Source organism: Streptomyces fagopyri (assembly GCF_009498275.1).
Classification (GTDB): domain Bacteria; phylum Actinomycetota; class Actinomycetes; order Streptomycetales; family Streptomycetaceae; genus Streptomyces; species Streptomyces fagopyri.
This window is the reverse complement of sequence record NZ_CP045643.1, coordinates 4,280,986-4,299,970: the sequence shown is the minus strand read 5'-3', so window position 1 is coordinate 4,299,970 and position 18,985 is coordinate 4,280,986. Positions and strand designations below refer to the sequence as shown.

The window sequence follows — 18,985 nt, the reverse complement described above, 5'->3', positions numbered from 1 at the left end:
GCTCACGACGGCCTCAGCAGGGCCGGAATGACTGCCGCGCCCCCCAGGTTTTAGCCTGGGGGGCGCGGCATTTCGGTATGCCCGCACGTCGGCGCGTCGAACCGCACGCGCCGAGAGGCACAGGAACGAGGACCACATGACCGACCCCGTGACGCTGGACGGCGAGGGCTCGATCGGCGAGTTCGACGAGAAGCGCGCCGAGAACGCCGTACGAGAGCTCCTCATCGCGGTCGGCGAGGACCCGGAGCGTGAGGGCCTGCGGGAGACGCCGGGGCGGGTGGCCAGGGCGTACAAGGAGATATTCGCCGGGCTCTGGCAGCGGCCCGAGGACGTCCTGACGACCACCTTCGACCTCGGGCACGACGAGATGGTGCTGGTGAAGGACATCGAGGTCCTCAGCAGCTGTGAGCACCATCTGGTCCCGTTCGTCGGGGTGGCCCACGTCGGGTACATCCCGTCCGCGGACGGCAAGATCACGGGGCTCTCGAAGCTGGCCCGGCTCGTGGACGTCTACGCCCGGCGGCCGCAGGTCCAGGAGCGGCTCACCACGCAGATCGCCGACTCCCTGATGGAGATCCTGGAGCCGCGTGGCGTGATCGTCGTCGTGGAGTGCGAGCACATGTGCATGTCGATGCGCGGTGTCCGCAAGCCGGGAGCGAAGACCATCACGTCGGCGGTGCGCGGCCAGATGCGCGATCCCGCCACCCGCAACGAGGCGATGAGCCTGATCATGGCCCGCTGAGCCCGCTGAGCCCGCTGAGCCCGCTGAGCCCGCTGAGCCCGCTGAGCCCGCTGAGCCCGCTGAGCCCGCTGAGCCCGCTGAGCCTGCTGAGCCCGCTCTCGGCGCACCGGGCGCGGTCCTGGTGCGGTCGTGCCCTCCGGGCGTGGCCCGGCGCGTGCACAGGGGGCACAGGGGGTCAGTTGGTGGCGCGGTGGCGGTGCCGTACGGGTGTCACGCGGCCGGGGCCGCGCCGCCGTGTTCGTTGTCGTCGTCCTCCGGGAGCTTGCAGACGCGCTCCAGGAAGAAGGCGGCCGCTATGACGGCGATGCCGGCCAGGACCGAGAAGCCGGCGTAGATGGCCTGGTCGCGCAGGGCCGGGACGTCCAGGGACTCGAGCAGGAACGCGCCCGCGCCGCCGTACATGCCCGACACCAGGGCGGCGACCAGGGCGCTCGCCTGGCCGAAGACGACCGCGCGGGCCGCCATCAGCGGATCGACGCCCTTGGCGCCGGGGCGGCGCTCGCGCTGGGCCTTGAGGCGGGCGCGCAGCGAGAGCGCCGTGGACAGCAGCACGACGGCGATCAGGGCCAGCACGATGGGGGCGGCCAGCGGGACGCGCGGAAGCGTCCCCACCGCGTTCCACAGCCGGGCTCCCGCCCAGGACAGCACGCCCGCCACGACGAACACGGCGGCCAGCGTCCTGATCCGCAGCTCTTTCACTTTGCCCCTTCGGTCGCCCACCCCCGGACGGTCGTCCGGCCTCTGGTCGTCTTGACCTTAACGACTACTCGGGCAGCCGGAGTTCCAGGTCGGCGCGGGGCGCGACATCGTCCTGGGCGACACCGGCGAGGAGCTGTGCCACCGGGCCGCGCCCGGGCAGCTGGGCCTCGGGTTCCACGTCGTGCCAGGGGGCGAGGACGAAGGCCCGCTCGTGGGCGTGCGGGTGAGGGAGCGTCAGGACCGGGTCGTCCGAGACGACATCGGCGTACGCCACGATGTCCACGTCGATCGTGCGCGCGCCCCAGCGCTCGTCACGCACGCGGTCGAAGGCCTCCTCGACCGCGTGCGCCCGCTCCAGGAGCGAGGACGGGGGGAGGGTGGTCCTGAGGACCACGACCGCGTTGAGGTACGACGGCTGGCTGCCCGGCTCGACGCCCCACGGCTCCGTCTCGTAGACCGGCGAGACCGCTTTGACGCGGACGCCGGGGGTGTCCTCCAAGGCGTCGACGGCGCCCTGGAGGGTCTCCAGCCGGTTGCCCAGGTTCGAGCCGAGGGAGAGGACCGCCCGCTTCGGGTTCTGCAGTGTCGTGTCGGCCGCGTCCACGCGCTCCACCACGGAGGCGGGCACGGGCTGGACCGTGGGGTCGCTGTGGCCCTCGGCGTAGGACGCAGTCATACTCGGCTCCGGGTGATGGTGACGGTCACGTCGTCGAAGGGGACCGTGATCGGAGCGTCCGGCTTGTGGACGCAGACTTCGACCTCCCTTACCCCGTCGTGCTTGAGGCAGGCCTGGGCGATGCGCTCGGCGAGGGTCTCGATGAGGTCGACGGGCTCGCCCTCGACGATGGCCACGACCTCCTCCGCCACGATGCCGTAGTGCACGGTCTTCGTCAGGTCGTCGTCGGCCGCGGCCGGCCGGGTGTCCAGGCCCAGCGACAGGTCCACGATGAAGGGCTGTCCCTCTTCGCGTTCCTTCTGGAAGACACCGTGGTGTCCGCGAGCCTTGAGGCCGCGCAGCGCGACACGATCCACGCGAATCACTCCTGCAATCGTCGGTAGGGCCCGTCGTGCACCGCGTGCGGTCGGCACACCGGCCTTCGGACGAATCTACCCGCGGGCACTGACAGTGTCGGCCCGCGGGGCCGCGCGCCCACAGGATGGTCACGAGGCTTCACCGGGCGTTTCCCCCGGGAACGCGGCGGCTCACGGGCCGGTGGCCGCCCCTACCCGTCGGTTCGTGATTCCAGCCACTCGTTGGTCCCGCCGGGCGCGCGGCCGCTCAACCGGGCGTCTCCTCGTCGTCGTCCTCGCCGGATTCGGCGAGGACGGGGGAGGCGTGGTGCGACCAGAGTTTCCAGCCGTCGTCCGTACGCCGGAACACGTTCGTGGCGACCACCAGCTGGCCCACCAGGGGACCGAGCTCGTCGCTGTCGTCGGGCGGGGGGCCGCCGCTGAGGATGTTCTCGGTGCAGGTGACCAGCGCGGTGTCGCCGGTCAAGGAGACGTGCACGTCCGTGAGGAAGAACTGGATGTACTCGGTGTTGGCCATGATCAGCGCGTACGAGCGCAGGACCTCGCCGCGGCCGTTGAGGACCGGCCAGCCGGGATGGACGCAGGAGATGTCCGCGGCCGCGTCCTCGCCGTCCTCGCTGTCGCCGCTGTCGCCCACGGTGTCCGCAGGGGCCAGCCAGAGGGACGACAGCTCCTCGAAGTCGCCCCTTTCCAGTGCCTCGTAGAAGGCGGTGTTGGCGAGTTCGACCTGCTCGACATCGGTGCGCGGTGCGCTCACTGGGCTCCCTCGACGGCCCGGGCGACGCGTACGGCGTCTGCGGTGGCCCGTACCTCGTGGACACGGACCGCCCAGGCGCCCTGGTGGGCGGCGAGCGCGGAGACGGCGGCGGTGGCGGCGTCCCGTTCGCGGGCCGGTGGCGGGGCGCCCTCGGGGCCCGCCAGGACGTGACCGAGGAAGCGTTTGCGTGACGCCGCGACCAGGAGCGGACGGCCGAGCCCGCCCAGCCGGTCGAGGTGGGCGAGGAGCGCGAGGTCGTGCTCGGAGTCCTTGGAGAAGCCGAGTCCCGGGTCGACGACGATCCGGTCCGGACTGACACCGCCGGCCAGGACGGCGTCCACGCGTGCGCGCAGTTCGTCGACGACTTCGGAGACGACGTCCGCGTAGGTGCCCCTCACGTTGCCGCCCTCCAGGAAGCCGCGCCAGTGCATGACCACGAAGGGGGCTCCCGCCGCGGCGACTGCGGAGATCATCGCGGGGTCGGCGAGACCACCGCTGACGTCGTTGACCAGGGCGGCTCCCGCGGCGAGCGCCTGCTCGGCGACGCTGGCCCGCATGGTGTCGACGGAGACGGTGACGCCTTCGGAGGCCAGGCCCCGGACGACCGGGATCACCCGCTTGAGCTCTTCCGTCTCGTCGACGCGGGAGGCGCCGGGGCGGGTCGACTCGCCGCCCACGTCCACCAGGTCGGCGCCCTCGGTGACCAGGTGCAGGCCGTGTTTGACGGCGGCCGTCGTGTCGAACCAGCGTCCGCCGTCCGAGAAGGAATCGGGCGTGACGTTCACGACTCCCATGACCGCGCAGCGGTCCCAGGTCGGCAGTCCCGCGACGTGGCCGCGCCGGCGCTCAGTGCTCATACGTCCAGCCTAGGCCTCCGGTGCGGGCCGGATTCCTCCGCGGGTCGTGCGTGACCGGGGTCCCGGGGCTGTCTCGCCGCCGGTCCGGGTGCTGTCCACGGCCCCCTGAGGCATGGGGCCTCATGGTCCGGCCCCTCCCGGACGGAGGCCTGCATGGTCCGGCCCCCTCAGGGATGCGGGCCCCCATGGCCGGGGCGAGGGCCCCCGGGGCCGGGGCCCGGGGCAACGGGCCCCGCCCCGGCCACGGGGGCCGGTCCGGGCGGCTACGCCGGCCTGACCCCGTGTTCCGTCACCCCGTGCGCGCAGGGGCGCGGAGCCCGGACGCGGCGGCGGAGCAGGCCGGGAAGGGCCAGGTTCACGAAGCCCTCAGCCTGCATGGCGGCGAAGCCGATGCGGGGGAGGTCGCTGGAGGAGGCGTAGACGACGAAGCGGGGCTCCCAGCGCGGACGGAACTTGGCGTTGAACTTGTACAGGGACTCGATCTGGAACCAGCGGGAGAGGAAGACCAGCAGTCCCCGCCAGGCGCGCAGCACGGGCCCCGCACCGATCTTCTCGCCGCGTGCCAGCGCCGAGCGGAACATCGCGAAGTTGAGCGAGATCCGCTCGATGCCGAGCCTGGGGGACGCCTCCAGCGCGGCCACGATGAGGAGTTCGTTCATGCCGGGGTCGGCCGCGCGGTCGCGCCGCATGAGGTCCAGGGAGACCCCGTCGGTGCCCCACGGGACGAAGTGGAGGACGGCCTTCAGGTCACCGTAGGGGCTGGCTACCTCGTCGGCCTTGTGGGCGGTGGCGATCAGGCAGTCGCTGTCGGACGGGTCGCCGATGCGGCCGAGCGCCATGGAGAAGCCGCGTTCGGTGTCCGTGCCGCGCCAGGCCTCCGCGGCGCGGCGTATCCGGTCCAGTTCGCCCTCGCTCAGGTCACGGATGCGCCGCACCCGGGTCTCGTAGCCAGCCCGTTCGATGCGTTTCACCATCTGGCGCACGTTGCGCATCGCGCGCCCGGCGAGGGAGAAATCCGCGACGTCCACCACCGCCTCGTCGCCCAGTTCGAGGGCGTCGAGGCCGGTCTCCCGGGTCCACACCTCGCCGCCCGTCTCTGAGCAGCCCATGACGGCCGGGGTCCAGGAGTGGGCCTTGGCCTCGTCCATGAAGCGTTCGATGGCGCCGGGCCAGGCCTCGACGTCACCGATGGGATCGCCGCTGGCCAGCATCACGCCGGAGACGACGCGGTAGGTGACGGCCGCCTTGCCGCTGGGCGAGAACACGACGGCCTTGTCACGGCGGAGCGCGAAGTGACCGAGGGAGTCGCGGCCGCCGTGCTTGTCGAGGAGGGTCCGCAGCCGGGCCTCGTCGTCCTGCGTGAGGCGGGCGGCGGGGTGTTCGGGGCGGAAGGCCAGATAGATCGTCGTGACGGCGGTCAGCCAGCCGAGCGCGCCGAGCGAGAAGGCGACCGTCCAGGAGGTGGGTCCGGCGTAGTCGACGGGTCCCTCGAAGCCGATCAGGCCGTAGAGCACATGCGCGATGCGGTCGGCCACGCTCGGGTCGCCGACCATCCGGTCCTCGTGGACGCTGACGATGACCAGTCCGAGGACGAGGGAGCCGGCGCCCATGAGGACGAAGTTCGCGAGTGCCCGCCAGCGGCTGCGCGGATCGGGCAGGGCGGCGAACTCGCTCCGGTGGCGCAGCAGCGGCGCCAGCAGCGCGAGGGAGATGACGGCGCCGATGATCGAGTGGCGGTACGCGAACTGGGCGACGGCGCCGGCCGGCAGCAGCACCACGGCGGCGCGCCACGCCCGGCGCTTGCGGCGGCGCAGGCCGTGAGCGAGGAGCAGGAGGAGCACGCCCGCGCTGAGCGAGAGCGCCGCGGCGAAGGGGCCGAACGAACCCGGCAGCACCTCGGCCAGGGCGTGCATACGACTGCGCCGGAAGCGCGGGAAGACGCCGGCGGCGATGTCCAGGACCCCTACGAGCGTGCAGGCCCTGGCGACGAGGGCGGGGACGGCCTCAGGGCGGGGACCACGGACTATGCGTCGCGTCCCACCTGTTCGGTCTGGAACCCCACCCGACATTTCCCCATCTATCCTGACAGACATCGCATCCCGTAGTTCTGCGAGAGACCTTGATTCCGGTGCCATTCCGGCATCCGGCGACATTGCGCCCTCTAGGACGGTGTCTTGGGGGGTCAGGTTCACTCCCCATCGGAAAGCCGGTTCAAAAGGCAAGGAAAGTCCGGGGCAAGCTCCTGCGAAGGAGCAGGGCGGGCCCGGGACGGGAAGCGCAGGCGGGAACAGTCCATGGGTCTCACGAGCAACAAGGTGCTGGTGTTGGCGATCTTGTTCGCCGTGCTGCTGTTCGCCGGCACGGTGTGGTGGTGGCCACGGCTGGCGCGGCGCAACTGGCGGGCTGTCGGCGGACGGATCGGCCTGCTCCTGGTCACCCAGGTGGCGGTCTTCGCCTCGATCGGCCTGTTCGCCAATCAGGCGTTCGGTTTCTACGCGAGCTGGGCCGACCTCCTCGGTCAGGAGAGCGGCCAGGGCGTGGTGGTCGACCAATCGGGCCGGGGCGGTGCCGGCGGGCCTCTCCAGGTGGTCGACACCCGGCAGGTGAATGTGGCGGGGGGCGCCCGGCCGCAGGTCGGTGGTCAGATCCAGAAGGTCGACATCGTCGGCCGTACGACACACATCGCCACTCCGGCGTACGTCTATCTGCCCCCCGAGTACTTCCAGTCGCGGTACCGCACCCGCACCTTCCCGGCGACCACGGTCCTGACCGGATACCCGGGCACGGCGGAGGCGCTCATCAAGGGGCTGCACTACCCGCAGACGGCCCACGAGTTGGCCAAGGACGGCAGGATGCAGCCGATGATCCTGGTCATGATGCGGCCCACCGTCGCGCCGCCGCGGGACACCGAGTGCGTGGACATCCCGGGCGGCCCGCAGACCGAGTCCTTCTTCGCCAGGGACCTTCCCGAGGTCGTGTCGGCCCACTACAGGGTGGGCAAGAGGCCCGGGAGCTGGGGCATCGTCGGCGACTCCACGGGCGGTTACTGCGCGCTGAAGCTGGCCATGCACCACCCCGAGACGTACGCCGCCGGGGCGGGCCTGTCGCCCTACTACAGGGCGCCGATCGACCCGACGACGGGCGATCTCTTCCATGGGGACCGGCTGCTGCGCAACGCGGCCGACCTGCGCTGGTACCTGCGGCACAATCCCGCGCCCAAGACGTCGCTGCTGGTCACCAGCAGCAAGGTGGGCGAGCACAACTACAAGGACACGCTGCGGTTCATCGACCAGGTGAAGGGCACCGGGCGCACCGGGATCGCGTCGATCATCCTCGACAGCGGTGGTCACAACTTCAACACGTGGCGAAGGGAGATCCCGGGGACGCTCCAGTGGATCAGCGGGATGCTGAGCGACCGCTGACGGGTCCTCCGGCGAGCGGGGACGGCCCCTCCGGGGAGCGCTGACGGCCCCTCCGGAGAGTGCGATCGACTCGGCGGAGAAGATCCGGAGAATTCCCGCCGACTGTTTCGCGGCGCGTTCCCCCGGCCGTTCCGCCGCCTATTCGGCGAGAAACGCGACCTCGAAGGGCTTTCGGAAAGCCGAAGGGTCCCGGAGGGCGGGTCCGGCCCATGGATCAGGCCCATGGATCAGGCCGAAGGAGCTGATCAACAACCAGGGGCGCTCGCGGGCGTACGGGGCGTGCGGTGGACCTTTGGGGGCGAGTGGTCGCCTTTGGGACTGCCGGGATGCCGCGAAGGTTTCGGGGTGGCTGTGTTTTTACCGGGCGGGGCTCCACGATTCGCCTACGCGCGGTAAGTTTCTGGCCATGCCACGTGGACGTCACCGCCATTCCCCGCCTCTGCACAGGCTGCTGCCTCCCTCGGCGATCGCGGGCGTCTCGCTCGTCTGCGCCGTGGGGCCCTGGCTGTTCACGGAGCCAGGTGTGCTCCGCATGCTGGCGGCGGCCGCCGCGGTGACCGCTGTCGTCGGCGGCGTCGTCATGCGCAGCTGGGACACGGCGGCGGGCAAGCGGGTCGCGGACCTCACGCGCGCGCGTGCGAGCGACGAGTGGCGTCACGAGGAGCGCGTCGCCGAACTGGAGACGGACCTCGACGAGTCGCGCGAGCTGCGCACCAAGCTCGAACACAACCTGCGGGCCAAGCGCGCGGAGCTGGCGGGCCTGCGCAACGAGCACGCCGCGCTGCTGCGCCGGTACGCCACGGCGGAGACCGAGCGGGCGAGCGCGCTGGAGGGCCGGCGACTGCTCGAGATAGAGGCGGCTCCCGTTCGCGAGCTGCCCGCCGCCGGGGAGCCGGGGCTGACGGTGGACGCCGAGGAGCCGGAGACCACCGAAGCGGTCGACCCGGCGCGCACGCCCGGGGACGTGGCCGACGCGGGCGAGGAGACGGACGCCGACGCGGGCGAGGAGACGGACGCGGAAGCGAGCGACGGCACGGACGCGGAAGCGGCGGCGGACAAGGAGGCGGGCGAGGAGCCGGAGGCCGGGGCGGCGGACGCGTCCGAGGCTCCCGAGGCGTTCTCCCCGGCCGGTTCGTCACTCTTCCTGCGGGCCGACGCGGCGCTCAGCCGGATCGCGGGCGGTACCGCGGAGGCCGAGGTCCCGGACACGGCTGCCGACCCCGACACAGACCCCGACACAGACACTGACGCCGGCACGGACACCGCTTCCGCCTCGGACGCCGCCTCCACCGCCGATGGTGACGAGGCCGGCGGCGCCGCTCAGGGCGACGCGGACGGCGGCTCCGCTCACGGTGACGCGGACGCCGACGCCGTACCGACCGCGGACGCCGACCCCGAGCCGGACCCCGACCCCGAGGCCGAGTCCGTGCCGGAGGACGACGACTCCGGGGCCTCCTCGGGTGCCGAGCCCGGCGACGCACCGGCGGACGTGTCCGCGCGAGACACCGCGGCGAACCCCACGACCCCTCCGGGCCCCTCGGACAAGCAGTCCGCGCGAGCCGACGCCACCGAGGCCGCCCCGTCAGCGGACGGAGCCGGGCGGAAGACGGACCGGACACCGACGGCCACCGCGTTCGAGGCGGCGGAGGCGGCCGACGAGCACGAGCGCACGGACACCGCGGCCACGGCCACCCGGATTCCCGCGCCCGCCCGCTCCGCCGCTCACGCGAAGCCGTCGTCGCCGGCCGGGGAGACGGCCCACCCCACGCAGCCGGTGAAGCCCGCCAAGCCGATGCGTCCCGCCGGGCACTTCACCGTGCCGACCGCGGTGGCCGTCGTACCGACCGCGCCCGCGAGGCGTCCGTCCGTCGAGGGCGGGTTCGACTTCTTCGGTACGCAGCAGGGGTCGTCCGAAGCGATGGAGTCCGTGCAGAACGAGGATCTGGCCGACGTGGTCGGCCAGGAGGCGCTCGCCCTGCACAAGGCCGAGGCCGAGGCCGGTTTCAAGCCCGTCGACGAGGGGTCCCGCGGGGTCGGGCAGGTCATCGACCTGACGGCGCACGACGAGACCGAGCACATCGACGTGGGCGTGCTGCGGAGCGCGGTTTCCTGACCGCGCCTCCCGCCGCCCGGGACGTCAGGGGCGGCGCGGGACCGTGTACGAGAGGGCAGTGGCACCGAGCCACTGCCCTCTCGCCGTCTGCCCCGCCCCGCGAGCGCCGTCAGCCCCTCCCCGCGAGCCTGCCCCACCAGGCCTCCCAGGAGCCTGCCCCCGTCAGGCCTCCCCGGCAGGCCTTCGCACCAGCGCGCAGGTCGGGCCCTCCGTATCAGGCCCCCGGGCCAGGGCCCGCGCGTCACGTCGCCCGGCCCAGGGCCCGCGCGTCAGGCATTCCAGGTCAGACCTTCCGGGTCGGGCCTCCCTGTTCAGACCCTCCGCAACGGGCCCTCCACGTCATGCCATCCACCGGTCCGGCCGGGCCTCCCGCCGCCCCGTCCGTGACCGGTCCGCCTGCGCCTGAAGAAGCTCCGCGGCCTCCGGGGCGCCGCGCAGCCGCGCCGTGACCGTCTTGCCGGCCCCGGTGTCCACATGGACGTCGGCGAGGCCGTGGAGGCGTTTCCAGGGCCCCTGCGTCAGCCGTACGCTCTGCACCTTCGCGTGCGGCACCAGGGAGAGACTGCGGCGCAGCAGGCCGTGGCGGGTGGCGAACACGGTGTCGGTGACGGTGAGTCCGTACCCCCGCCACCAGAACGGCACGCACCACCCGGCCCGGCGCGACGGCCGGGACAGGGCCGACGGCACCGTCACTCCCGGCAGCACGCCCGCGATCACCGCCTCGGCGACCTCGCGCGGGGCGACCGGCACGAGGACGGAGTTCGACGACCCCGCCACGTCCAGCTCGACCCGTACCCAGCCGCGCCGCCGCCACAGCAGCGGTTCGATGATCCGTACGGTCTGCACGCGCCCCGGCGGCACCGTCTCGTGCGTGCGGTCGAGCAGGCCGTGGTCGATGCGGAGCCCGTCGGGGGAGGCGCCCACCGTCCAGTCGTACTCGCCGACGAACCGGCCCACGCTGCTCGCGCCCGCGGCGCCGAGCAGCGGCACCCCGGTCGCGAGGACCGACCACACGCTGTGGGTGGCGAACCAGAGCACGGGCGGTACGACGAGCGCCGCGGCCAGGGAGCCCCAGGTGGCGCCGGTGAGGACCAGGGAGACGGCGAGGACGCCCGCCGGGACGTGCAGCAGCCGTCGTACCGGCGCCTCGCCGACCTCGTGCGCCGTCTCGGGGGCGAAACCGGCCGCGCGGGCGAGGAGTTCGGCGCGCAGGGCGCGGGCGTCGTCCTCGCCGAGGAAGGCGAGCTCGTCCTTCTTGTGCGTGCCGACGACATCGAGTTTGAGTTTGGTGACGCCCGCCACCCGGGCCAGCAGCGGCTGGGTGACGTCGACGGCCTGGAGGCGGTCGAGCCGGATGTGCGCGGTGCGCCGGAAGAACAGGCCGGTGCGGATGCGCAGTTCCGTCTCGGTCACCGCGAAGTGCGTGAACCACCAGCTGAGGAACCCGTAGAGGGCTGCCGCCGGGACGATCACGGCGAGCGAGACGAGCAGCGCCGTCGTCGTCAGCCGGGCCAGCTGTTCCTGCGCCTGATCGGGGTCGTGCACGGCCCATCCGGCTGTCACGGCGACGGGCGCCCAGGCCCGCCGGAACGGCGTCACGGGGTGCAGCCGCCGCTCGACCAGCGGTTTCTCCTCCCGTGCGGCGTCCTGGGGGCCGGGCTCCGGCGTCGTCACAGTCCCGCCGATCGGGCCTCGCCCAGCTCGGTCAGCCGGTCGCGCAGCCGCTCGGCCTCGGCCGGGTCCAGACCCGGGATGCGGGCGTCGGTCGCGGCGGCGGCCGTGTGCAGCTGCACGCTCGCGAGCCCGAAGTGCCGCTCCACCGGACCGGAGGTCACCTCGACCAGCTGCATCCGGCCGTAGGGGACCACGGTCTCCTCGCGGAACAGCACCCCCCGGCTGATCAGCAGGTCGTCCGCGCGCTCGGCGTACCGCCAGGAGCGCCAGTTGCGCCCCAGCATCCGCCATCCCCACGCCGTCAGGGCGAGCGGCAGCAGGGCGAACAGCGCCCAGACCGGCCCCGCGAGCAGCCCCGGCAGGAGGGCGACGGCGATCGTCAGCAGCCCCAGCCACACCACCAGCAACAGCCGGCGCATTCGCAGCAGGCCCGGCGGGAGCCCGGTCCAGACCGGCTCCGCGGCGGTGTCGGGCGCGGCTTCCGTGCTCCGCTTTTCCATGCCGCAAGGGTACGTACGCCAGACTGTGTGCATGACTCCCAAGACGGAGACCACCATCGGTATCGGCGGCGCCGCGGAAAGCACCGACATGGTGCTCAACATCGGGCCCCAGCATCCGTCGACGCACGGCGTGCTGCGGCTGCGGCTCGTGCTCGACGGCGAACGGATCCAGCACGCGGAGCCGGTGATCGGCTATATGCACCGCGGCGCGGAGAAACTGTTCGAGGCGCGCGACTACCGCCAGATCGTCATGCTCGCCAACCGCCACGACTGGCTCTCGGCGTTCTCGAACGAGCTGGGCGTGGTGCTCGCCGTGGAGCGGATGCTCGGCATGGAGGTCCCCGAGCGCGCGGTGTGGCTGCGCACGCTGCTGGCGGAGCTCAACCGCGTCCTGAACCATCTGATGTTCCTGGGCTCCTACCCTCTGGAGCTGGGCGGGATCACGCCGATCTTCTACGCGTTCACGGAGCGCGAGGAGCTCCAGCACGTGATGGAGGAGATCTCCGGCGGGCGCATGCACTACATGTTCAACCGGGTCGGGGGCCTCAAGGAGGACCTCCCCGCCGGATGGACCACTCGCGCGCGCGGCGCCGTCACCGCCCTGCGGTCGCGGATGGGCGTGTACGACGACCTGGTGCTCGGCAACGAGATCTTCCGGGGGCGCACGCGCGACGTGGGCGTCCTCACCCCGGAGGCCGTGCACGCGTACGGCGTGAGCGGGCCGATCGCGCGTGCCTCGGGGGTCGACTTCGACCTGCGCCGCGACGAGCCGTATCTGGCGTACGGCGAGCTCCAGGACACCCTGAAGGTCGTCACGCGGCGGGAGGGTGACTGCCTGGCCCGCTTCGAGTGCCTCCTGGAGCAGACGCACAACGCGCTCGACCTCGCGGACGCCTGTCTCGACCGGCTGGCCGGGCTGCCGCCCGGACCGGTCAACCAGCGTCTCCCCAAGGTCCTCAAGGCGCCCGAGGGCCACACGTACGCCTGGACCGAGAACCCCCTGGGGATCAACGGCTACTACCTGGTCAGCAAGGGCGAGAAGACCCCGTACCGGCTGAAGCTGCGCTCGGCCTCGTACAACAACATCCAGGCGCTGACCGAGCTGCTGCCCGGCACGCTGGTCGCGGACATGGTGGCGATCCTGGGATCACTGTTCTTCGTGGTCGGCGACATCGACAAGTAGGCCGTCGAACAGGGTGTGCCTGCCGGGCCGGTCCACTCCCACCGGCTGCAGCAGCCAGCCGAAGCCGCCCAGGCCGTCGGGCGCGGTGAGCTCGGCGGCCTCGCCCGCGCCCGCGAGGGCGCGTACGTACGCGGCAGGATCGCTCGAAGCCAGCGCGAGCGCCGGTCGGGCGCCGTTCACGCCCAGCGCGCGCAGCGCGGCCCGCTGGGTCACCACATGTCCCCCGGGCAGCACGCACGCGTCGAGGGCGACGTGTGCCGTGATGTCGCACGACCCGTCGGGCACCGCCCGCGTCTCCCGGCCCTGCCTGAAGCCGGTGAGCGTTCCGAAGGGCGGCCGGGCGGCGGCGAGGTGGGCGTAGTCGGCGGCGACGGCCAGACCGCGGTCGAGGGTGGCCACGGCCCCGGCCCAGGCCGTGTCCCTGGAGAGCCCGATCTCGGCGCGGGACCCCTCGCCGGACGCCGGCCACCACGCCCGCAGCCACCGCTCCCGGGCCCCGGTGACGGGCTCCCCGAGACGTTCGGCCCCGTCCCCGGCCCGTACGAGGACCAGCCGTCGTACGCCCTCGGCGTCCACCTCCGCCACGTCCACCGGCACGTTGTCCAGCCACTCGTTGGCGAAGAGCAGCCCGGTGATCCCGCGCGGGGGCTCCGGGAGCCACTGGATCCGGGGGTCGAGGCCGGCGGGTCGCCCGGCGTGTTCGACGGCGTACCCGCGCGCGCGGGAGGCCACGCCGGCGGGGAGCGCGTCGAGGACACCCGCCGCCAGTTCGCCGTGACCGGCCGCCATGTCGACGAAGTCGAGCACGGCGGGACGGCCGAGTGCCTCGTCGACCCGGCACAGCAGCCGGGCCACGGCCGCCGCGAAGAGCGGGGACGCGTGCACCGACGTACGGAAGTGGCCCGCGGGTCCCCCGGGCCCCCGGTAGAAGCCCGACGGGCCGTACAGAGCCTCCTGTGTCGCCTCGCGCCAGCCCCGCCACACGCCCGCCGTCTCATGCCTCACCGGGCCAGGCTAAGTGCCGGGAACGGGGAGAGCCTCCACCTTGGGGAGTACGGGGACCGCTCGCGGATCGGCCCTCCGGTTGACCCCTGCACACTGCACGCTTCCCTACTCTGGGCTACGTGCAGCGCCTTTATGACTTTCTCCGCAGACACCCGACGTGGGTCGACGGCTTCTGGGCCGTCGTCCTGCTCGGGATCTCCGCCGTGAGCCTCACCAATGTCAACGGCGCTGCGCACCACCACGGGTCGCTCGCGACGGCCCTCCCGATCGCCCTGGTCCTGAGCGTGGTCGTGGCGCTGCGCCGCCGTATGCCCGAGAAGATGCTGGTCGTGGCGGCCGCGATGGGTCTCGCCCAGCTGATCCTGGACGTCGAGGTGGTGCCCGCCGACTTCGCGATGCTGGTGATCATCTACACCGTCGCGGCGGACGGCGCCCGCTGGGCCTCCCGCTTCGCGCTGATCGGCGGCCTGTGCGCGGCGACCCTCTCGCAGATCCGCTGGCCCCAGACCGACTCCAGCTCGCTGGGCAACGTCCTGATAGCGGCCTTCCAGACGGTGCCGTTCGCGCTCGCCTGGGTGCTCGGCGACTCCATCCGCACCCGCCGTGCCTACCTCGCCCAGCTGGAGGAGCGCGCCGCCCGGCTGGAGAAGGAGCGCGAGGCGCAGGCCAAGGTCGCCGTCGCCGCCGAGCGCGCCCGGATCGCCCGCGAGCTGCACGACGTGGTCGCGCACAACGTCTCGGTGATGGTGGTCCAGGCCGACGGCGCCGCCTACGTCATGGACGCAGCCCCCGAGCAGGCGAGGAAGGCACTGGAGACCATCTCCGGGACCGGTCGCCAGGCGCTCGCCGAGATGCGCCGCCTGCTCGGCGTGCTGCGCACCGGCGAACACCAGGAGGTCGGCGAGTACGTGCCGCAGCCCGACGTGGAGCAGCTCGACGACCTCATCGAGCAGTGCCGCACCTCGGGGCTGCCCGTCGACTTCAAGGTCGAGGGGACACCGCGCCCCCTGCCCAGCGGCGTGGAGCTCACGGCGTACCGCATCGTGCAGGAGGCGCTCACCAACACGCGCAAGCACGGGGGCCCGAACACCGGTGCGAGCGTGCGCCTGGTCTACTTCGACGACGGCCTCGGCCTGCTCGTCGAGGACGACGGCAAGGGCGCGCCCCACGAGCTGTACGAGGAGGGGGGCGCCGACGGGCAGGGGCACGGCCTGATCGGGATGCGCGAGCGCGTCGGCATGGTCGGCGGCACCCTGGACGCGGGACCGCGGCCCGGTGGAGGCTTCCGCATCAGTGCCCTGCTGCCGCTCAAGCCCGCGCACTGACACCTGTACACGTGCGGTCCGTACGCACGTGTGATCCGTAAGCAAGTGAAGGGACCCCGATGGCGATCCGCGTGATGCTCGTCGACGACCAGGTGCTGCTGCGCACCGGTTTCCGGATGGTGCTCGACGCCCAGCCGGACATGGAGGTCGTGGCCGAGGCGGGCGACGGTGTCGAGGCTCTCCAGGTGCTGCGGGCGACGGCCGTCGACGTGGTGCTGATGGACGTCCGGATGCCGAAACTGGACGGGGTGGAGACCACGCGCCGCGTCTGCTCGGAGCCGAACCCCCCGAAGGTGCTGATCCTCACCACCTTCGACCTCGACGAGTACGCCTTCTCCGGGCTGAAGGCGGGCGCCTCCGGCTTCATGCTCAAGGACGTGCCGCCCGGCGAGCTGCTCACCGCGATCCGCTCCGTGCACAGCGGCGACGCGGTGGTCGCCCCGTCCACCACCCGGCGCCTGCTCGACCGCTTCGCGCCGATGCTGCCCAACGCCGGCAAGGACCCCCAGCACAAGGGGCTTGAGCGGCTCACCGACCGCGAGCGCGAGGTGATGATCCTCGTCGCGCAGGGCCTGTCGAACGGGGAGATCGCGGCCCGCCTCGTGCTCTCCGAGGCGACCGTGAAGACCCACGTGGGACGCATCCTGACGAAGCTGGGGCTGCGGGACCGGGTGCAGGTGGTGGTCCTCGCCTACGAGACGGGGATCGTACGGGCGGGCGGGCACCGCTGATCGGAGGCGGGCCGGGCGGGCCCGGCCTCCCGCGGTCCCGCCGGGGCCGCGGGGCGCGGCTCAGCGCAGGATGCCCTCCAGGAAGTCGCTGCCGAGCCGGGCCACGACCGTCACGTCCAGCTGGTGCAGCACGTACCGGCCACGGCGGCGCGTGGTGATCAGGCCCGCCTTCTTGAGCACACCCAGGTGCCGGGATATCTCGGGCGCCGTCATCCCGTTCACCTGGGCCAGCTCGCCCGTGGTGAACGCGCTGCGGGCCAGACTCCGGCAGATCCGCATCCTGACCGGGTGCGACAGGGCGGTCATCCGCAGCGTCAGCTGCTCCAGGGAGGACGGGGCGGACAGCTCGGGGGAGCCGACCGGGTAGTGCAGCACCGGCTGCCAGCCGTACCGGTGCAGCACCATCAGGTGCGGCCAGCCGAGACTCGTCGGCACCAGGAGGAGTCCGCCGTCCCCGGTGGACGTCCGGCCCTGGCCCAGCTTGTCGACGGTGATCGTCCGGGTGCTCTCGTCGAGCGCCATCGCCGGGGAGACCGAGGCCACGGCCTCGGCCAGGCCCTTGTGCCGCAGGAGGTCCGTCTTGTGCCGGGCGTCCGCCGCGAGCTGGTGGCGCAGCCGGGACCAGGTCTCCGCGAAGAACGCCTCGTCGCAGTCCTCCAGGAACTGCCGCAGCCACGCCCGGATCTGCGGGGGATCGTCCAGCAGGCGTCTGCTGAACCGGACCTGCTGGGGTCCGCGCGCGGCGGCCAGCTCCAGGGCGCGGTGCTGGAGCGCCGGGTCGGAGAGCGTGTCGGGTCCCGGCCCCTCGTACGGCAGCGCGCAGGTGAACTCCAGCGCCGCGTCCACGAACTGCTCGTCCGTCAGCTTGTCCAGCTGGTCCAGCTCCTCGGCGAGCGTGGCACCCGGGAGCGCGCTCCGGCCGGGGATGCCCGCGTACGGCAGGAACAGGTCGGAGAAGGTCGTCCGCCACAGGAAGTCGGCCTCGCACATCCGGTCGGCGAGGTGCGGGTCCAGCCGGGGGGTCACGCCGGTCGCCCAGCCCTGGAGCCCTGGGTGGTGCCCCGGCTCGGACAGCGCGTGCAGCGCCATCCCGAGCTCGGCCAGCGGCGAGGGCACGACGGCGATCCGCTCCGGCCGCAGCCCGGTGACATCGATACGCACGCTCATGACCTCATGGTGCACCCCGCCACCGACAACGCCGCCGCCGATTGACGGCGGCCGTCAATCGGGACGACGTACGCCGGGCACGGGCGCAGGCTGGGGACAGAACCGGGGCGGACCGCGCGGGGCCCACGGATCCCCGTCCGTACCCGATCCGTCCCGAGAGGCGATCCGTCATGAGCGTCACCCAGCAGTACCTCCTCGACACCCACCGGGCCCGTCAGCACGGTGAACCCGTTCCTCCGGCGCCCGGACGGAACGACTGGCGGGTCGCCCGCGAGCTGCGCGACCACCGGCGCTTGCGCGCGGTCCTGGCGGGCCGTCCGGCCCGCGGCCGGACACGGGAGGCCCTGGGCCGGTGGCTGCGCGGACGGCCGTGGGCCGGCCGCTGACCCACGGTCCCGGGCGCCCCCGGCGGGCCGGCCAAGACCTCAGCGGGCCCGGCGGGGCCTCAGCGGGCCCGGGGGGCCTCAGCCGGGCAGCCGCGCCACGAAGTCCGCGACGGCCGCCTTCACGTCCCCGGCCGTCCACTCCAGGCCCGGGGCCGCCACGGTCACCTCGGTGAGCGCCAGCCCCGGGCCGCCACGGCTCCAGCGCGCGAAGAGACCGGTCCCCGTCTCCTCGGTCTGGAGCATCGCCGCGTCCGTGAGCACCTCGGCGTCGTACGGCAGCCAGACCTGGAACTGATGGGTGTGCGGCTCCTCGGGGTGGACGCGCGCCCACGCCACCCCGGCCTCGGCGAACCCCTCGCGCAGGGCGGCGGCGACCACGCGCGCGTGGGCCACGTACGCGGGCAGCCGCGGCAGTTCCCGGTCCAGGCCGATCAGGGCCGCCAGAACGGTCGGGAACTGCTGGAAGACCATGCCGCCGTACCGGTGCCGCCAGGCCTTCGCCTCGTCGATCAGCGTCCGCGGGCCCGCGACCGCCGCCCCGCCGAGGCCGTCGAGCGACTTGTAGAACGACACGTAGACGCTGTCCGCGAGGCCCGCGATCTCGTCCAGGGGACGGCCGAGACGCGGGGTGCACTCCCACAGCCGGGCCCCGTCGAAGTGCACGACGGCGTCCCGCTCGCGCGCCGCCTCCGTGACCGCCACGAGCTCCTCCCAGGAGGGCAGTACGAAACCGGCGTCCCTGAGGGGCAGTTCGAGCAGCAGTGACCCGAACGGCTCCTCGAAGTCCCGGATCTCCTCGGCGGTCGGCAGCCGCGGTTCGTCCGTCACCCGGACCGGGCGCAGGCCGCTGACGCTGCTGAACGCATGCCGCTCATGCACCTCCGGGTGGCCGAGCGCGTGCATCGCGACGGTCGCGTCGCCGGTACGGCCCGCCCAGCAGCGCAGGGCGACCTGCTGGGCCATGGTCCCGGTGGGGAAGAAGGCGGCCGCCTCCTTGCCGAGCAGTCCGGCGACCCGCTCCTCCAGGGTCTCCACGAGCCGGTCGCCGTACATGTCCACCGGCCGGTCGAGGTCGTACACGCTTTCGGCCCCGTCGTTCAGCCAGGCCAGCCGCGAACGCACCGTCTGCTGGTGACCGGGCCGCCACAGCACCCGCTCGGCCGCCCGCCACGCGGCACTTCGCCGCTCCCGTTTCCGCTCCGCCGTCTCCTCCGGGCCCGGCCCGGCCGTCCCGTCCGTGTCCCGCTCCGCGGTCTGTTCCCGGCCCCGCTCCGCCGAATCGCTCATCCCCGGATGATGCCGTGCGCCGCCGTGTCCCGGCACCCCGATTTGCCCACCCCTCGTGACCTGCGGAAACCCACAGCCTGTGGACAACCTGAACGGCGCCCGAAC

The 18,985-nt window shown here is 72.9% G+C and carries 18 protein-coding genes; 7 read left to right on the top strand and 11 right to left on the bottom strand.

Annotation, left to right across the window (positions count from 1 at the left end; translation table 11 throughout):
• Window positions 1-136 precede the first annotated feature (136 nt).
• Window positions 137-742 (top strand): GTP cyclohydrolase I FolE, encoded by a 606-nt coding sequence (folE, locus tag GFH48_RS18420; RefSeq protein WP_148012311.1) that lies wholly within the window; start codon window positions 137-139, stop codon window positions 740-742.
• A 210-nt stretch (window positions 743-952) separates the two neighbouring features.
• On the opposite strand, the gene GFH48_RS18415 is transcribed toward folE, so the two are convergent.
• The 6 genes from GFH48_RS18415 to GFH48_RS18390 form a co-directional block, all read right to left on the bottom strand.
• A complete protein-coding gene (locus GFH48_RS18415; protein ID WP_153289306.1) occupies window positions 953-1,441 on the bottom strand; it encodes a DUF3180 domain-containing protein in 489 nt (162 codons plus the stop codon).
• A gap of 64 nt (window positions 1,442-1,505) precedes the next feature.
• Window positions 1,506-2,117: a 2-amino-4-hydroxy-6-hydroxymethyldihydropteridine diphosphokinase gene (gene folK / locus GFH48_RS18410; protein WP_153289305.1), complete on the bottom strand. Its 612-nt coding sequence runs from the start codon at window positions 2,115-2,117 to the stop codon at window positions 1,506-1,508.
• Window positions 2,114-2,473, bottom strand: a complete 360-nt coding sequence (gene folB / locus GFH48_RS18405; protein WP_153289304.1) for a dihydroneopterin aldolase — start codon at window positions 2,471-2,473, stop codon at window positions 2,114-2,116. Before folB ends, folK begins: the two co-directional genes overlap by 4 nt.
• Window positions 2,474-2,720: 247 nt before the next feature.
• Window positions 2,721-3,230: a nuclear transport factor 2 family protein gene (locus tag GFH48_RS18400; protein ID WP_153289303.1), complete on the bottom strand. Its 510-nt coding sequence runs from the start codon at window positions 3,228-3,230 to the stop codon at window positions 2,721-2,723.
• Window positions 3,227-4,087: a dihydropteroate synthase gene (gene folP / locus GFH48_RS18395; RefSeq protein WP_153289302.1), complete on the bottom strand. Its 861-nt coding sequence runs from the start codon at window positions 4,085-4,087 to the stop codon at window positions 3,227-3,229. Before folP ends, GFH48_RS18400 begins: the two co-directional genes overlap by 4 nt.
• A 263-nt stretch (window positions 4,088-4,350) precedes the next feature.
• The gene (locus GFH48_RS18390; RefSeq protein WP_153289301.1) at window positions 4,351-6,156 is read right to left on the bottom strand and encodes a phosphatidylglycerol lysyltransferase domain-containing protein; all 1,806 of its coding nucleotides are present in this window, start codon (window positions 6,154-6,156) and stop codon (window positions 4,351-4,353) included.
• 225 nt (window positions 6,157-6,381) lie between these two features.
• Between GFH48_RS18390 and GFH48_RS18385 the strand changes: the two genes are divergently transcribed.
• On the top strand, window positions 6,382-7,509 hold the full coding sequence (locus GFH48_RS18385; protein ID WP_153289300.1) for an alpha/beta hydrolase: 1,128 nt from the start codon (window positions 6,382-6,384) through the stop codon (window positions 7,507-7,509).
• Between the two features lie 406 nt (window positions 7,510-7,915).
• The gene (locus GFH48_RS18380) at window positions 7,916-9,622 is read left to right on the top strand and encodes a coiled-coil domain-containing protein (RefSeq protein ID WP_194280611.1); all 1,707 of its coding nucleotides are present in this window, start codon (window positions 7,916-7,918) and stop codon (window positions 9,620-9,622) included.
• Between the two features lie 339 nt (window positions 9,623-9,961).
• Here GFH48_RS18380 and GFH48_RS18375 read toward each other — a convergent pair whose 3' ends face one another.
• On the bottom strand, window positions 9,962-11,296 hold the full coding sequence (locus GFH48_RS18375) for a PH domain-containing protein (RefSeq protein WP_153289299.1): 1,335 nt from the start codon (window positions 11,294-11,296) through the stop codon (window positions 9,962-9,964).
• Entirely contained in the window at window positions 11,293-11,796 is a 504-nt protein-coding gene (locus tag GFH48_RS18370; protein WP_153289298.1) for a PH domain-containing protein, read from the bottom strand. The genes GFH48_RS18375 and GFH48_RS18370 overlap by 4 nt, the downstream gene beginning before the upstream one ends.
• 31 nt (window positions 11,797-11,827) lie before the next feature.
• On the opposite strand from GFH48_RS18370, the gene GFH48_RS18365 reads away from it, so the two are divergent.
• The gene (locus GFH48_RS18365; protein WP_153289297.1) at window positions 11,828-12,979 is read left to right on the top strand and encodes an NADH-quinone oxidoreductase subunit D; all 1,152 of its coding nucleotides are present in this window, start codon (window positions 11,828-11,830) and stop codon (window positions 12,977-12,979) included.
• Here GFH48_RS18365 and GFH48_RS18360 read toward each other — a convergent pair.
• Window positions 12,944-13,984 (bottom strand): SAM-dependent methyltransferase, encoded by a 1,041-nt coding sequence (locus GFH48_RS18360; RefSeq protein WP_153289296.1) that lies wholly within the window; start codon window positions 13,982-13,984, stop codon window positions 12,944-12,946. The genes GFH48_RS18365 and GFH48_RS18360 overlap by 36 nt on opposite strands.
• A gap of 119 nt (window positions 13,985-14,103) precedes the next feature.
• On the opposite strand from GFH48_RS18360, the gene GFH48_RS18355 reads away from it, so the two are divergent.
• Together GFH48_RS18355 and GFH48_RS18350 are read left to right on the top strand one after the other, a co-directional pair.
• Window positions 14,104-15,309 (top strand): sensor histidine kinase, encoded by a 1,206-nt coding sequence (locus GFH48_RS18355; RefSeq protein ID WP_153289295.1) that lies wholly within the window; start codon window positions 14,104-14,106, stop codon window positions 15,307-15,309.
• 59 nt (window positions 15,310-15,368) lie between these two features.
• On the top strand, window positions 15,369-16,040 hold the full coding sequence (locus GFH48_RS18350; RefSeq protein ID WP_153289294.1) for a response regulator transcription factor: 672 nt from the start codon (window positions 15,369-15,371) through the stop codon (window positions 16,038-16,040).
• Window positions 16,041-16,100: 60 nt separating this feature from the next.
• On the opposite strand, the gene GFH48_RS18345 is transcribed toward GFH48_RS18350, so the two are convergent.
• On the bottom strand, window positions 16,101-17,207 hold the full coding sequence (locus GFH48_RS18345; RefSeq protein ID WP_153289293.1) for a DUF5937 family protein: 1,107 nt from the start codon (window positions 17,205-17,207) through the stop codon (window positions 16,101-16,103).
• A gap of 170 nt (window positions 17,208-17,377) precedes the next feature.
• Between GFH48_RS18345 and GFH48_RS18340 the strand changes: the two genes are divergently transcribed.
• On the top strand, window positions 17,378-17,593 hold the full coding sequence (locus GFH48_RS18340) for a hypothetical protein (protein ID WP_153289292.1): 216 nt from the start codon (window positions 17,378-17,380) through the stop codon (window positions 17,591-17,593).
• A gap of 78 nt (window positions 17,594-17,671) precedes the next feature.
• On the opposite strand, the gene GFH48_RS18335 is transcribed toward GFH48_RS18340, so the two are convergent.
• Complete coding sequence (locus tag GFH48_RS18335; RefSeq protein ID WP_153289291.1) at window positions 17,672-18,880, bottom strand: threonine aldolase family protein; 1,209 nt, start codon at window positions 18,878-18,880, stop codon at window positions 17,672-17,674.
• Window positions 18,881-18,985: the final 105 nt, after the last annotated feature.